We start from the raw sequence: 13,560 nt of genomic DNA on the forward strand, positions 1-13,560 counted from the left end.
CCCTAACGCACAAAACCCTGCGATGTTCCGCCGCAGGCGAAATAATAACCGGACACGTAATTCCCTTGCCAGCGCAAGCGGTGGAACATTATAAGAACATATGGCAAAAATGAACCTCAAAGAAAAGCTGGCGTTGCTGAGCGATGCGGCGAAATATGACGCCTCTTGTGCGTCGTCTGGCACCACGCGGCGTAGCAGTGCAGATGGCAAGGGGCTGGGCAGTACCGAAGGGTCGGGCATATGCCATGCCTACGCCCCTGACGGGCGATGCATTAGCCTGCTCAAAATTCTGATGACAAATTTTTGCATCTATGACTGCGCCTATTGCATCAACCGTGTGTCATCGAATGTGCCGCGTGCGCGATTCTCGGTGGAGGAGGTTGTGCATCTGACCACCGAGTTTTATCGGCGTAATTATATCGAAGGGCTGTTTTTGTCGTCAGGCATCATCAGAAGCCCCGACGATACGATGGCCGACATGGTGCGGATTGCGCGCAGCCTGCGCAATGACCATCACTTTCGCGGCTACATTCATCTCAAAACCATCCCCGATGCGGCCCCTGAGCTAATCGAGGAAGCAGGGCTGCTGGCGGACCGTCTGTCGATGAACATCGAATTGCCCACGGACGCAGGTATCAATACCTATGCGCCCGAAAAGAACCCCCACGAGATCCGCCGCGCGATGGGGCGGGTCGAGTTGCGCAAGCAGGCAGCCAAAGAGAAGACCCATACAGGACGGCGCGCGGCCAAATTCGCGCCCGCAGGGCAGAGCACGCAATTGATTGTAGGGGCGGATGGCGCGAATGACGCCACGATTTTGCAAAGCAGCACAAGGCTTTACAGCTCGTACAAGTTGAAGCGGGTCTATTATTCTGCCTTTTCACCCATTCCTGACAGCACGGCGGCATTGCCGCTGATCAAGCCCCCGCTGGCGCGGGAGCATCGCTTGTATCAAGCGGATTGGTTGCTCAGGTTTTACGGGTATCAGGCGGACGAGATCGCCTCGGCCGCAGAGGGCGGGATGCTGGACCTTGAGATTGACCCCAAGCTGGCATGGGCGCTGGCCAACCGTGCGGTATTTCCGGTGGATGTGAACCGTGCGGGGCGCGATATGTTGCTGCGCGTGCCGGGGTTCGGGACGAAATCAGTCGCGCGGATATTATCCGCACGGCGCTCGGGCGCTTTGGGCTTTGGCGATCTGAAACGTATCGGCGCGCTGGTGAACAAGGCCAAGCCGTTTATCACCACGCGCGACTGGTCGCCGGGTGGGTTAACGGATGCCGTAAATCTGCGTGCGCGGTTCGCCCCCCCGCCAGAGCAGCTGAGCCTGCTGTGATCTACGCGCCCCAGTTGCCGCGCCTTGGCACCTTTGAGGCGTGGCGCGATGCCGCTCGCGCGCTGGCCAGCAACGACGTGCCACCCGAAGACGTAGAATGGGCGATGGAGGGCGCAGAGGCGGGCCTGTTTGGTGGCGGGGCCGCCCTGCCAGATGCCCGTGAGATGTCAGTGCCGCGGGGATTTGTACAGCTGGCCAAGCTGGTCTGTGCAAGCCGTGCTGTAGGCGCGCATGATTTGCTCTACCGTGTGTTGCTGCGCTGTCGCGGCAACGGCAATCTGTTGAGCAATCGGGCAGACCCGCAGGTGCAGCAGCTAGAGGTTTGGGCCAAGAACATCCGCCGCGATATGCACAAGATGAAAGCTTTTGTGCGGTTTCGCGAGGTCACGCCGCAAGGCGCCAACCGCCGCCAGTTCCTGAGCTGGTTTGAACCGGATCACCGCATTGAAGAACTGATCGCGCCGTTTTTTACGCGACGTTTCGGGGATATGGATTGGGTCATCGTCACGCCAGAGGTCACAACGCGGTTTGAGGGCGGGGAACTGAGCCATGAATCAATCACAAGCGAGCGGCTGGACCTGAGCGATGAAACCGAGGATCTGTGGCGGACGTATTACGCAAATATCTTCAATCCTGCGCGCCTGAAAATCAAAGCGATGCAGTCTGAGATGCCCAAGAAATATTGGAAGAACCTGCCAGAGGCTGATCTGATCCCGGGGCTGATCGCACAGGCCGAAGCGCGGGTGCGCCAGATGCAAAAAGATGCGCCTACCCTGCCGCCGATCCGTGCGGAGCGGATATTGGAGCGTTTGCCTGTACGCGCGGGGCAAGACGACCTGCACAGTTGCGCGCGCTGTCCACTGGGCGCGCAGGCCACGCAAGCAGTGGGGGGCGCTGGCCCTCTGGACGCGCCCCTGATGATTGTCGGCGAGCAACCGGGTGACCACGAGGATTTGGCAGGCAAGCCCTTCGTCGGCCCTGCGGGGCAGTTATTTGACGAGATTGCCGCCCAAGCGGGGCTGGACCGTTCGGCGGCCTATGTGACCAACGCGGTCAAACATTTCAAATTCACCCCCCGCGGCAAACGCCGCATCCATCAAAGCCCGAACCGATCAGAGATCGATGCCTGCCGCATCTGGCTAACCCGTGAAATCGCACAGGTAAGCCCTGCCCTGATTGTGGCGCTGGGGGCAACTGCCGCGCAGGCGCTGACAGGTAATGGCGCACAAATCATGCAGCGGCGCGGACGGGTCGAGCAGGGGCTGGACGGGCTGCCTGTTCTGATCGCGCTGCATCCCTCGGCGATTCTGCGCAGCGATCAAAGCGCGCAGATGCGTGCTGCTTTGCTCGCTGACTTACAGCTCGCAGCCCAAATGATAGAAGAGATATCTGCACTATAGCGCTTTAGTTTCAGTGTTTAAACGGGAGTGGTATCTGGCACTGTCATCATTGCGCGGGAAAAAGCGTCTGACGCGGCGATACGGCGCAGGAATGCCGAAACTGGTCGATTTCCTCCACGTGCAACAGTATACTGCAATTCTTAGGGACCAACATTGATGTAGATCAAATTATGACACTTCCGATCTTGCGTGATTTCAAATGCAGCCACTGCCCGATTCGCCATCGTGCTGTCTGTTCCCACTGCGACGCTGACGAGTTGAGTGCGCTCGAAAGTATCAAAAGCTACCGTAGTTTTTCTGCGGGCGAGACGATTCTGTGGCGCGGTGAGCCGCTGGAGTATGTGGCCTCTCTTGTGACGGGGGTCGCGGCGTTGTCCAAAACGCTGGAAGACGGGCGTACGCAGATGGTGGGCCTGTTGCTGCCGTCCGATTTCATTGGCCGTCCGGGACGGGACGAGATCGAATTTGACGTGACCGCCACCACCGATGTGACCCTGTGTTGTTTTGCACGTTCCCCGTTCGAGCAGCTTATGCAGGCAACGCCGCATCTGACCCAGCGCATTATGGAACTGGCGCTGGACGAGCTGGATGCCGCACGCGACTGGATGTTGCTGCTGGGGCGGAAAACGGCGCGTGAAAAGATTGCCACATTCATCGAAATGCTGGTGAGACGCGCGCCCAGCGAGGCGGGCACGAATACATCGGTGATTCCGCTCAGCATGACGCGCGACCAGATCGCCAACTATCTGGGTCTGACCCTAGAAACCGTCAGCCGCCATTTCAACGCCCTGAAAAAAGAGGGGGTGATCGAGTTCACGGATCGCAAGTTTGTAGCGGTCAAGAACCTGAAAGCATTGCGAATTGCGACAGGCGACGACACAGACATACAAGTTGCACTGTAAGCGTAGCCTCTTGATCCAGATCAAAGATCGTCCGGCCCACCTGCCCTAAACCTCTCGTAAGAACAACACGCGCCATGCCGCGTGCGTGTTGCTAGTGCGAGGGACATCTATGAACTACGTAAAACTATTGCTCCTTGGAGGTGTGACGCTTTTTGCGGCCATCGCCAGCAGCTGGGCGCGCGATCTTGCGTACCAGCTTCATGCCGTTTTGATCATGTTGATCGCGGCCTTCATGTTTATCCGCGTCTTGCGTCAGACGGACGAGCCGATCATGGCTTCGCCGCAGGGCATGTACGCAGACGGCGTGATCCGGGCAGGTGTCATAGCCACCGCGTTCTGGGGTATCGCCGGATTTCTGGTGGGGACGTATATCGCGTTTCAGCTGGCCTTTCCCGGACTGAACCTTGACTGGGCGCAACCCTACGCAAACTTTGGCCGTCTACGCCCACTGCACACCAGCGCGGTGATTTTCGCGTTTGGCGGCAACGCGTTGATCGCCACATCGTTCTACGTGGTGCAACGCACCAGCGGTGTGCGGCTCTGGGGTGGCAATGCGGGCTGGTTTGTCTTTTGGGGCTATCAGTTGTTCATCGTACTGGCAGCGACAGGCTACCTTTTGGGGGCCACACAATCCAAAGAATACGCTGAGCCTGAATGGTACGTCGATCTGTGGCTGACTGTTGTCTGGCTAACATATCTGGCTGTCTTCATGGGCACGATTTTCAAACGGCAGGAACGGCACATCTATGTCGCCAACTGGTTTTATCTGGCGTTCATCGTCACGGTTGCGATGCTGCATGTGGTCAACAACCTGTCCATTCCTGTCAGCATCTGGGGCAGCAAGTCTGTTCAGGTCTTCTCGGGCGTGCAGGATGCCATGACGCAGTGGTGGTACGGCCACAACGCCGTTGGGTTCTTCCTGACTGCGGGTTTCCTAGGCATGATGTACTATTTTGTGCCAAAGCAGGCGGGACGTCCGGTTTACTCTTACAAACTGTCCATCATCCACTTCTGGGCGCTGATTTTCTTGTACATCTGGGCGGGTCCGCACCACTTGCACTATACCGCCTTGCCTGACTGGGCTGCGACACTTGGCATGGTCTTTTCGATCATCCTGTGGATGCCCAGCTGGGGCGGTATGATCAACGGTCTGATGACGCTGCAAGGCGCATGGGACAAGTTGCGCACCGATCCGATCCTGCGGATGTTCGTCCTCTCGCTCGGGTTCTACGGCATGTCCACCTTCGAGGGTCCGATGATGTCGATCCGCGCTGTAAACTCGCTGAGCCACTATACCGACTGGACCATCGGTCACGTCCACTCTGGCGCGCTTGGCTGGAACGGCATGATTACATTCGCCTGTATCTATTTCCTGACGCCACGTCTTTGGGGCCGTCCGCAGATGCACTCCATGAAGGCGATCAGCTGGCACTTCTGGCTCGCGACGCTGGGCATCGTTCTCTACGCCGCTTCCATGTGGGTGTCGGGTATTATGGAAGGTTTGATGTGGCGTGAGGTGGATGACCAAGGCTTCCTTGTAAACTCCTTTGCCGACACGGTCAGCGCCAAGTTCCCGATGTATGTGGTGCGCGGTTTGGGGGGTGTGTTGTTCCTCTCTGGTGCAGTCATCATGTGCTGGAACATGTTCATGACCATCCGCGGAGGCAGCCCTGCCTCTGCGACCCTGCCCGCCCGCTACAACGCAACACCAGCAGAATAGGATATAAAAATGGCATTTCTTGATAAACACGCCATCCTCGAGCGCAGCCCTACGTTGCTTCTCACCTTCTCGCTGCTGACAGTGACGGTCGGTGGGATCGTGGAAATCGCGCCTCTGTTCTGGCTGGAAAACACAATCGAGGAAGTGGAGGGCGTGCGCCCCTACTCCCCGCTTGAGCTGACGGGCCGCGATATCTACATCCGCGAGGGCTGCTATGTCTGTCACAGCCAGATGATCCGCCCGATGCGCGACGAGGTTGAGCGGTATGGCCACTATTCACTGGCGGCGGAATCGATGTACGACCACCCGCACCAGTGGGGCTCCAAACGCACTGGGCCTGATCTGGCGCGTGTCGGCGGGCGCTATTCGGACGGCTGGCATCTGGACCACCTGATGGACCCGCAATCGGTTGTACCCGAAAGCATCATGCCCAAATACGCATTCCTCGCCAGCACCAAGATCGACGGCGAATATGTGGGCGAGCTGATGTCGACGCACCGTTTTGTCGGCGTACCCTACACCGACCAGCAGATCGAAGCCGCCTATGAGGATTTTCAGGCGCAGGCCGATCCTGATGGTGATTTCGATGTGGACGGTATGGAAGAGCGCTATCCCGGTGCGGCCATTTCCAACTTTGACGGCCAGCCGGGTGTCACGGAAATGGATGCGCTGATCGCGTATCTCCAGATTCTGGGGACCATGGTCGACTTTTCCACCTTCACCCCTGATGCAAGCCGATAGGAGACAGCAAAATGGATACCTATTCACTCCTTAGACAAATCGCAGACAGCTGGGTTCTGTTGGCCATGTTCGGGTTTTTCGCTGGTGCGGCGGTTTGGGCATTTCTGCCCAGCCAAAGCCACAACCGCGAGGACGCCAGCATGATCCCTTTTCGCAACGATACCCCCAATTGCACAAACGCCTGCGCGGATTGCGCCTGTGCCAGTGCAAGCGCCAAACTGGAGGCACTGACCCATGACTGATAAACAGGTTGACGAAACCACAGGCGTGGAAACCACCGGCCATGAATGGGACGGCATCCGCGAATTGAACAACCCGCTGCCACGCTGGTGGCTGTGGACGCTCTATGCCACCATCGTCTGGGCCGTTGGCTATACCATCGCCTATCCCGCATGGCCGATGATTTCGGGGGCCACAACGGGGCTGCTGGGGTATTCCACACGCGCCGAAGTGGCCGAGGATATCACAGCCCACGAGGCCAAAAACAGCGAACTGGTCACCGAATTGCTGGCGGTCGAGTTGCCAGCCCTGCAACCGGGCGATGATCTGCACCGCTATGCAGTCGCACGCGGCGGCGCGGTCTTTCGCGCGCAGTGCAGCCAGTGCCACGGCTCTGGTGCGGCGGGTGCAAAGGGATATCCCAACCTGCGCGACAATGACTGGCTGTGGGGCGGTGACGTGACCAACATCGCAATGACGATTGATCACGGTATCCGCAACGATACCGATGACGATGCCCGCTGGTCCGAGATGCCCGCCTTTGGCGAAATTCTCAGCGACGAGGAAATCACATCTGTGGTCAGTTACGTAAGCAGCCTGTCTGCCCCTGCTCAGGATCCTGCCTTGGCCGCTGCCGGTGCCGAACTTTTTGCCGATAACTGTTCGGCCTGTCACGGCGACGAGGGGCTGGGCAATCAGGACATGGGCGCGCCCAACCTTGCCGATGCGATCTGGCTTTATGGAGGTGACACCGAAACACTGACCCATACCGTGCGTTATTCACGCTTTGGCCAGATGCCTGCATGGGGCCAGCGCCTGTCGGACGAAGACGTGCGCGCGGTGGCGGTATATGTCCATAATCTGGGCGGCGGCGAATAACGCTTCCCTCACCCTGCGACAAAATAGACAATGCCCCCTTCACGGGGGCATTTTTGATTCAGATCAAGGCAGTGTCCCGCGCCGCGATCTACTGCTGAGAGGCCACAAAGGGAACTTTCATGTCTACACCATCACTCTACAGCGCCCGCGAACCGATTTTCCCCCGTCGGGTGAAAGGCAAATTCCGTAATCTCAAGTGGTGGATTATGGGCCTGACGCTGGGCATCTATTATCTGACGCCTTGGCTGCGGTGGGATCGCGGCCCGAATTTGCCGGATCAGGCGGTGCTGATCGACATGGCAAGCCGTCGTTTCTATTTTTTCTGGATCGAAATCTGGCCGCATGAATTCTATTTCGTTGCGGGCCTTTTGATTATGGCGGGGTTGGGGTTGTTCCTGTTCACCTCGGCGTTGGGGCGTGTGTGGTGTGGCTATACCTGCCCACAGACCGTCTGGACGGACCTGTTTATATTGGTCGAGCGGTGGATCGAGGGCGACCGCAATGCGCGGGTGCGCCTGCACCACGCCAAGTGGGACCTGCGCAAATGGCGTTTGCGCATCGTCAAATGGGTTGTCTGGCTGGTGATTGCCATGGCAACGGGCGGTGCGTGGGTGTTCTATTTTGCAGATGCCCCTACCCTGCTGGTGGATCTGTTCACCCTGCAAGCAAGTGCTGTGGCCTACATCACCATCGCCATTCTGACCGCGACCACCTTTGTCTTTGGTGGTTTCATGCGCGAGCAAATTTGCAACTACGCCTGCCCGTGGCCGCGTATTCAGGCCGCTATGATGGACCCTGACACCATCACTGTCGCCTACCGCGACTGGCGCGGAGAGCCACGCGGCAAAGCGCATGACAACACAACAGGCGACTGCATTGATTGTATGGCCTGCGTGAACGTCTGCCCTGCGGGCATCGACATCCGCGATGGACAGCAGATGGAGTGTATCACCTGCGCGCTGTGCATCGATGCCTGTGACGATGTGATGGACAAGATCGGCAAGCCCCGCGGCCTGATTGACTATATGGCCCTGTCCGATGAAGCCGCCGAACGGGCGGGTGGTGCGCCCAAATCCATCTGGCGTCACATCTTCCGTCCGCGCACAATCATCTACACCATGATGTGGGCCTCTATCGGTATGGCGCTGGTCTATGCGCTGTTCATCCGCTCGGACATCGAGTTGACGGTCAGCCCTGTGCGCAATCCGCAATACGTGCTGCAATCGGACGGTTCCATCCGCAACATCTATGACGTGCGGCTGCGCAACAAATCGGGCGATGACCGCGAATTCCACCTGAGCCTGACCAGCGATGCCATCCTGCGCATTGAAGTGCCAAACCGAAATCAGGGTCTGAGCGTGACTGTCCCTGCGGACAGCACCATCAATCAGCAGGTCTTTGTCACAGCGCGTCCACAAGACCCCGCGGCCTCTGACGACACAACCGCGCTGCGCCTGTGGGTCGAAGACCTTGAAACGGGTGACCGCGCCAGCCAGAACACTACCTTCAACGGGAGAGACCAATGATCACCGAAATCAAAGGCTGGCATGTGGCCAGCATCTTCGTCTTTGCATTCAGCATTATCGTTTCCGTGAACCTCTTGCTGGCCTACAACGCCGTGCGTACGTTTCCGGGGCTGGAGGTCAAAAACTCCTACGTGGCGAGCCAGTCGTTTGACGAGGATCGTGCGACACAGCTGGCGCTGAACTGGGACGTGTCGGCCACGTTGCAAGGCAACGATCTGACGTTGAACATTGTAAAAGACGGCACACCCATCGCCCCTGAAATTGAAACTGCGATCTTCGGGCGTGCAACCAGTGTACAGCAAGACCAGTCCCCCGAGTTCACCTTTGACGGTACCGCCTTGCGCGCAACTGTTAACGGTGGTGAGGGCAACTGGAACCTGCGGCTGCGCGCGCGCGGTGCGGATGGCACCCTGTTCCAGCAACGCGTAATCGTACGGTCGCTGCCATGACAGCCGCCGCCTGCCCTGCCTGCGTTGCGGGCGCGCCCATGGCGATGGAGGCCGCAAACGGCCCCGGCCAGCAGTTTTCGGTGCCTGGCGTCCACTGCGCCGCGTGTATCGGCCAGATCGAACGGGGCCTTGCCCATCTGCAAGGCGTTATCTCCGTCAGGGTGAACCTGTCGATGAAGCGTCTGACGGTGACAGGCCCTGTGGCGGCTGATGCGGTGCTGGAAGCGACGCAAAATCTTGGGTTCGAGATTTATCCCCTGGACAGCGCCGCACTGAAAGTCGCGCGCGACGATGTGGGGCGCGGGCTGTTGACGCGGCTGGCTGTGTCCGGCTTTGCGATGATGAACGTGATGCTGCTGTCAGTGGCCGTTTGGTCAGGCGCGGCAGATGCCACACGCGATCTGTTTCACCTTATCTCCGCGCTGATCGCCTTGCCTGTGATCGCCTATGCGGGTCAGCCGTTTTTCTCGAACGCATGGATGGCGCTGCGGGCGCGGCGTTTGAGCATGGATGTCCCCATTTCGCTGGCAATCTGGCTGGCTGCGGGCAGCTCGCTCTACGAGACATTGCACGGCGGCGAACACGCCTATTTCGATGCTGCTGTGGCGCTGACCTTTTTTCTGCTGATCGGGCGGTATCTGGATCACCAGACGCGCAGCGCCGCACGTTCTGCCGCGAAAGAACTGACCGCGCTGGAAGTGCATACCGCGACCCGTATCAAGGGCGACCACGCCGAGGAGATCAACGTATCCGACCTATCTGTGGGCGACGAAGTAAGCGTACCGGCAGGGGCGCGGGTGCCTGTGGATGGCACATTGCTATCGGATGCAGCACTCATGGACCGTTCGTTCCTGACGGGCGAGAGTGCCGCAATGCAGGCCGCCTATGGGGACAGCCTTCGCGCAGGCGAGGTTAATCTGGCCGCACCTGTGCGGATACGCGCCACAGCCGTCGGCGAGGATACGACCCTGCGCCGCATGGCCGCCCTTGTCGAAACTGCCGAAAACGGGCGCAACAGCTATACCGCGCTGGCCGACAAGGCGGCATCGCTCTATGCACCCGGCGTGCATATCCTGTCCTTTGTGGCCTTTCTGGGCTGGTATCTGGCCACGGGCGATCTGCGCCATGCGATCAATATCGCTGTGGCTGTTCTGATTATTACGTGTCCCTGTGCGCTGGGGCTGGCCGTGCCTGCAGTCTCGATCGCTGCAATCAGCCGCTTGTTCAGCGCGGGATTTCTGGTGAAACACGCCACCGCGCTGGAGCGGTTGGCCGAGGTAGATCATATCGTATTTGACAAAACCGGCACGTTGACCCGCCCTTCGATTGTGCTGCCCGAGGATTTTTCCACCTCCGAGCGCCAGATCGCCAAGGCGCTGGCGCAGGCCTCGTATCACCCGCTGTCGCGCGCGTTGGCCCGAGCGCTGGAAGATACCCCCGCCGCCGAGCTGACCGACATTCAGGAAATCGCGGGCAGTGGCGTGCAGGCCATGTTCGGCGATACGATTGTGCGTCTGGGACGCGGAGGGTGGTTGGGCGCTGGTTTTTCGGGGCTTGGTCTGCGCATTGCCGATGCCCCCGCCCACGCGATCGAGGCACCAGAGGCCCTTCGGACAGGTGTGACAGAGGCGCTCGCCCAGCTCGACCTGCCTGCCGAGATCATGACAGGCGATGCCCCTGCCCCTGCCAATGCACTGGCCCAGCGCCTGAACCTGCCTGTGACCGCCCAAGCCACGCCAGAAGACAAGCTGGCCCGTCTGGATGCGCTGAAAGCAAACGGCGCGCATACGCTGATGATCGGGGACGGTTTGAATGACACAGCAGCCCTTGCCAGCGCGCATGCCTCTATCGCGCCATCGGCGGCGCTGGAGGCGTCACGCAGTGCGGCAGATGTGATCGTGCTGCGCGACAGCTTTGCCGATCTGCCGCTGGTATTGCGTATCGCGCGGGCGACACGTGATCTGTCCAAGCAGAACTTTACCATCGCGACGATCTACAACGTGATTGCTGTGCCTTTTGCCATTGCAGGGCTGGCCACACCGCTGGTCGCTGCCTTGGCAATGTCGGCCTCGTCACTTACTGTACTGCTAAATGCCCAACGGATGAGGTACGTACGATGAATATTCTTGTGATCCTGATCCCCATCTCGCTGATACTGGGGGCCGCAGGTCTGGTAGCCTTTATCTGGACGGTAAAGTCAGACCAGTATGACGATGCCAGCGGCAATGCCGCGCGTATCCTGCTCGACGACGATTAGGCAGGTCTGCGCAGGGCCGATGACGCGTCCAAAAGACACGCACGCAGGCCTTTGATCCGCCTTTCGAACACTTGGGCAAAGACCAGTCCCACCATCAGCGATCCTGCGACCAGCAGACCGTCACGCGCCAGCGTTTCGGCGGGAAATGCCGCGTCGATCAGGTGCAAAGCGGGGTAATGGGTAACATAGATCGAGAAACTGGCACCGGCCCACCAGCGGATACGCGGATGCGCGCCCTCATAGCCTTGCAGCAATCGCGCCATGCCCATGATGTGCATTGCCGCCAAACCACCCAGCAGCGCATTCCAAAGCGTCTCGTCCGAAAAGGCCAGAACGGCGCGGTAGTTGTAGGGAGAAAGTGCATCGGCTGTGATACCCGCCAGCAGGTCAGGCACACCCGCCCATTGGCACAGCACATAGATCAGCGGCCCACCCCAAGCGAACGCGCGGGCACGGGCATGGCCGAGCCGTGCGGGTCCGCCAGATGCCACCCAATGCCACAGCCACACGCCCATCAGCCACGCAGGCATCAGCAGCAAAACCCGCGGGCCGATCAGCCAGATCGCAGCACAAAGCAACACAGCACGCCGCGCGCCTGTAAGAAAGAACGCCAGCGCAAACAGGACATAATACCCCGCCTCATAGCTAAGCGACCACAGCGGGCCATTGGAGCCGAGGCGTATCCGCTCCAGCGCGCCCCATTCGTTGGACATGGACAAGCCACGCAGAAGCAGCTCGCCTAATGGCGCGGGATTGTAAAAGGAGGTGTAGGCCTCTGGCCCGATGCGCTGGCCCAGTTGGTCAAAGACAAACGTCAGCAGCAGCGCAGGCACCAGCACCGACATCAGTCGCGTCAGACGGTTGAACGCATAGGTAGATAGCTGTTGGTCGCGGGTCGCCGCATAGGCGATGACCAGACCAGAGATCACAAAAAACACGATCACGCTGTCGCTGCCCAAATTAAGCTCGCGCATAAAGATGTAGTCGCCACGGGTGAAGCGCGGATATGCTATGTGGGACAAAACGACGATGATCGTCGCCCAGACCCGCAGCGCATCCAGCCAGATCGACAGGCCGCGCGTCATGCTACAGGGCTCTGTTCGGATGCAGGGGCCGCTTCGGGATCGCGTGAGGTGCCTTTCCACAGCGCGCGCCAGCTGTCTGCGAAGGGATGCAAAAGAGCCGAGCGCAGGTTGGGATAAGGCTGCTCGATCCGCTCTCCATGGGCGTCCGACAGGCCAAATTCCAGCCGCTCATGCTCACGCAGGACATAGAGCGTGCCGAACATCAGATCCCAGATCGCAAAAACTTCGCCATAGTTCTTATTGTAGTGTTTGCGGTCAATCGAATGGTGAACATGGTGCTGTGCGGGCGAGATGAACACATGCTCAAGCTTTGGCCCGTAGCTGAGCCAGACATGGCTATGGCGCAGGTTCGAGCCGAAGGCGTTAAAGATGAAATAACCCGCGTTCACCGTTCCGATGGTGAGAATCTCGATCTTGCCCATCAGCAAGAACAACATCAGCGCCTGAACCGTGCCGACAACAACCGTATAAAGCAACGCGCGCAGGATCAGGAACACAGGATGGTTCCTGTTAGCAGTAAGCGGCGTCATGATCTCGGCCGAGTGGTGAAGCGCATGAAAGGGCCACAGGATCGCTGCCTCGTGGTGGAGACGGTGCGCCCAGTATTTGCAGAAATCCAGCGTCAGGATCATAATCAGTGTCGCCAGCGCCAGTCTGGCCCACGTCATATCCACCAGCGCGATCGAGCCGCCCGTGGCATTGATCAACGCGTTCAGCACACCAACAGTCATCAGCGGTGTCATGGTCACGGCAGCAAATATGCCCCCCGCCGACAAAACAGAGTTAAAGAAGAATATCTTGATATCCACGATATTGGATTTGTGCAGATAGACTTCCTTGGGCAGCAAATAGGATACAAAGGTCTTGGGCCGCCCGCGGATAATCCACAAAACAGCGACGATCAGCACGGTGATGCACAGATAGAACACCGCCAGACGCGACCCGAGGTCGGTAAAGCTCATGACGAGTGTGGTGAAGAATTGCTGCAATAAATCCATGACGGCCTCTGACTGGTTTGGTGCAGCCTGCCGCATCAATGCGGCAGT

13 protein-coding genes are annotated in these 13,560 nt (G+C 59.0%); 11 read left to right on the forward strand and 2 right to left on the reverse strand.

What is annotated here, in order from left to right:
- The first annotated feature begins 100 nt into the window (after positions 1-100).
- From Q0903_RS12425 to ccoS, 11 genes are all read left to right on the forward strand, one after another.
- The gene (locus Q0903_RS12425) at positions 101-1,336 is read left to right on the forward strand and encodes a putative DNA modification/repair radical SAM protein (protein WP_299415714.1); all 1,236 of its coding nucleotides are present in this window, start codon (positions 101-103) and stop codon (positions 1,334-1,336) included.
- Positions 1,333-2,736 carry a UdgX family uracil-DNA binding protein gene (locus tag Q0903_RS12430; protein WP_299415717.1) on the forward strand — a complete coding sequence of 468 codons (1,404 nt, stop codon included), beginning with the start codon at positions 1,333-1,335 and terminating at the stop codon, positions 2,734-2,736. The genes Q0903_RS12425 and Q0903_RS12430 overlap by 4 nt, the downstream gene beginning before the upstream one ends.
- Before the next feature lie 170 nt (positions 2,737-2,906).
- Positions 2,907-3,638, forward strand: coding sequence for a transcriptional regulator FnrL (gene fnrL, locus Q0903_RS12435; RefSeq protein ID WP_299415720.1), 732 nt, complete (start codon positions 2,907-2,909; stop codon positions 3,636-3,638).
- A gap of 109 nt (positions 3,639-3,747) precedes the next feature.
- Positions 3,748-5,358, forward strand: coding sequence for a cytochrome-c oxidase, cbb3-type subunit I (gene ccoN / locus Q0903_RS12440; RefSeq protein WP_299028074.1), 1,611 nt, complete (start codon positions 3,748-3,750; stop codon positions 5,356-5,358).
- A 9-nt stretch (positions 5,359-5,367) separates the two neighbouring features.
- Entirely contained in the window at positions 5,368-6,099 is a 732-nt protein-coding gene (ccoO, locus tag Q0903_RS12445) for a cytochrome-c oxidase, cbb3-type subunit II (protein WP_299028071.1), read from the forward strand.
- Positions 6,100-6,110: 11 nt separating this feature from the next.
- Positions 6,111-6,341 carry a cbb3-type cytochrome c oxidase subunit 3 gene (locus Q0903_RS12450; RefSeq protein WP_299028068.1) on the forward strand — a complete coding sequence of 77 codons (231 nt, stop codon included), beginning with the start codon at positions 6,111-6,113 and terminating at the stop codon, positions 6,339-6,341.
- Positions 6,334-7,197 (forward strand): cytochrome-c oxidase, cbb3-type subunit III, encoded by an 864-nt coding sequence (gene ccoP / locus Q0903_RS12455; RefSeq protein WP_299415724.1) that lies wholly within the window; start codon positions 6,334-6,336, stop codon positions 7,195-7,197. The genes Q0903_RS12450 and ccoP overlap by 8 nt, the downstream gene beginning before the upstream one ends.
- Positions 7,198-7,316: 119 nt before the next feature.
- Entirely contained in the window at positions 7,317-8,723 is a 1,407-nt protein-coding gene (gene ccoG, locus Q0903_RS12460) for a cytochrome c oxidase accessory protein CcoG (RefSeq protein ID WP_299415726.1), read from the forward strand.
- Positions 8,720-9,172: a FixH family protein gene (locus Q0903_RS12465; RefSeq protein ID WP_299028060.1), complete on the forward strand. Its 453-nt coding sequence runs from the start codon at positions 8,720-8,722 to the stop codon at positions 9,170-9,172. The genes ccoG and Q0903_RS12465 overlap by 4 nt, the downstream gene beginning before the upstream one ends.
- Entirely contained in the window at positions 9,169-11,292 is a 2,124-nt protein-coding gene (locus Q0903_RS12470; protein ID WP_299415729.1) for a heavy metal translocating P-type ATPase, read from the forward strand. The genes Q0903_RS12465 and Q0903_RS12470 overlap by 4 nt, the downstream gene beginning before the upstream one ends.
- On the forward strand, positions 11,289-11,429 hold the full coding sequence (gene ccoS / locus Q0903_RS12475) for a cbb3-type cytochrome oxidase assembly protein CcoS (protein WP_299028055.1): 141 nt from the start codon (positions 11,289-11,291) through the stop codon (positions 11,427-11,429). The genes Q0903_RS12470 and ccoS overlap by 4 nt, the downstream gene beginning before the upstream one ends.
- Here the strand turns inward: ccoS and Q0903_RS12480 are convergent.
- Both Q0903_RS12480 and Q0903_RS12485 read right to left on the reverse strand, forming a co-directional pair.
- On the reverse strand, positions 11,426-12,514 hold the full coding sequence (locus Q0903_RS12480; protein WP_299415732.1) for an acyltransferase: 1,089 nt from the start codon (positions 12,512-12,514) through the stop codon (positions 11,426-11,428). The two genes, ccoS and Q0903_RS12480, sit on opposite strands and share 4 nt — an antisense overlap.
- Positions 12,511-13,512 (reverse strand): sterol desaturase family protein, encoded by a 1,002-nt coding sequence (locus Q0903_RS12485; protein ID WP_299415735.1) that lies wholly within the window; start codon positions 13,510-13,512, stop codon positions 12,511-12,513. Before Q0903_RS12485 ends, Q0903_RS12480 begins: the two co-directional genes overlap by 4 nt.
- Positions 13,513-13,560 lie beyond the last annotated feature (48 nt).

It is taken from the genome of uncultured Sulfitobacter sp. (assembly GCF_947502895.1).
Taxonomy (GTDB): Bacteria; Pseudomonadota; Alphaproteobacteria; order Rhodobacterales; family Rhodobacteraceae; genus Sulfitobacter.

Coding starts and splice junctions, on each gene's coding strand:
- Q0903_RS12425 (WP_299415714.1), top strand. CDS start 101: ATGGCAAAAATGAACCTCAAAGAAAAGCTGGCGTTGCTGAGCGATGCG.
- fnrL (WP_299415720.1), top strand. CDS start 2,907: ATGACACTTCCGATCTTGCGTGATTTCAAATGCAGCCACTGCCCGATT.
- ccoN (WP_299028074.1), top strand. CDS start 3,748: ATGAACTACGTAAAACTATTGCTCCTTGGAGGTGTGACGCTTTTTGCG.
- ccoO (WP_299028071.1), top strand. CDS start 5,368: ATGGCATTTCTTGATAAACACGCCATCCTCGAGCGCAGCCCTACGTTG.
- Q0903_RS12450 (WP_299028068.1), top strand. CDS start 6,111: ATGGATACCTATTCACTCCTTAGACAAATCGCAGACAGCTGGGTTCTG.
- ccoP (WP_299415724.1), top strand. CDS start 6,334: ATGACTGATAAACAGGTTGACGAAACCACAGGCGTGGAAACCACCGGC.
- ccoG (WP_299415726.1), top strand. CDS start 7,317: ATGTCTACACCATCACTCTACAGCGCCCGCGAACCGATTTTCCCCCGT.
- Q0903_RS12465 (WP_299028060.1), top strand. CDS start 8,720: ATGATCACCGAAATCAAAGGCTGGCATGTGGCCAGCATCTTCGTCTTT.
- Q0903_RS12470 (WP_299415729.1), top strand. CDS start 9,169: ATGACAGCCGCCGCCTGCCCTGCCTGCGTTGCGGGCGCGCCCATGGCG.
- ccoS (WP_299028055.1), top strand. CDS start 11,289: ATGAATATTCTTGTGATCCTGATCCCCATCTCGCTGATACTGGGGGCC.
- Q0903_RS12480 (WP_299415732.1), bottom strand. CDS start 12,514: ATGACGCGCGGCCTGTCGATCTGGCTGGATGCGCTGCGGGTCTGGGCG.
- Q0903_RS12485 (WP_299415735.1), bottom strand. CDS start 13,512: ATGGATTTATTGCAGCAATTCTTCACCACACTCGTCATGAGCTTTACC.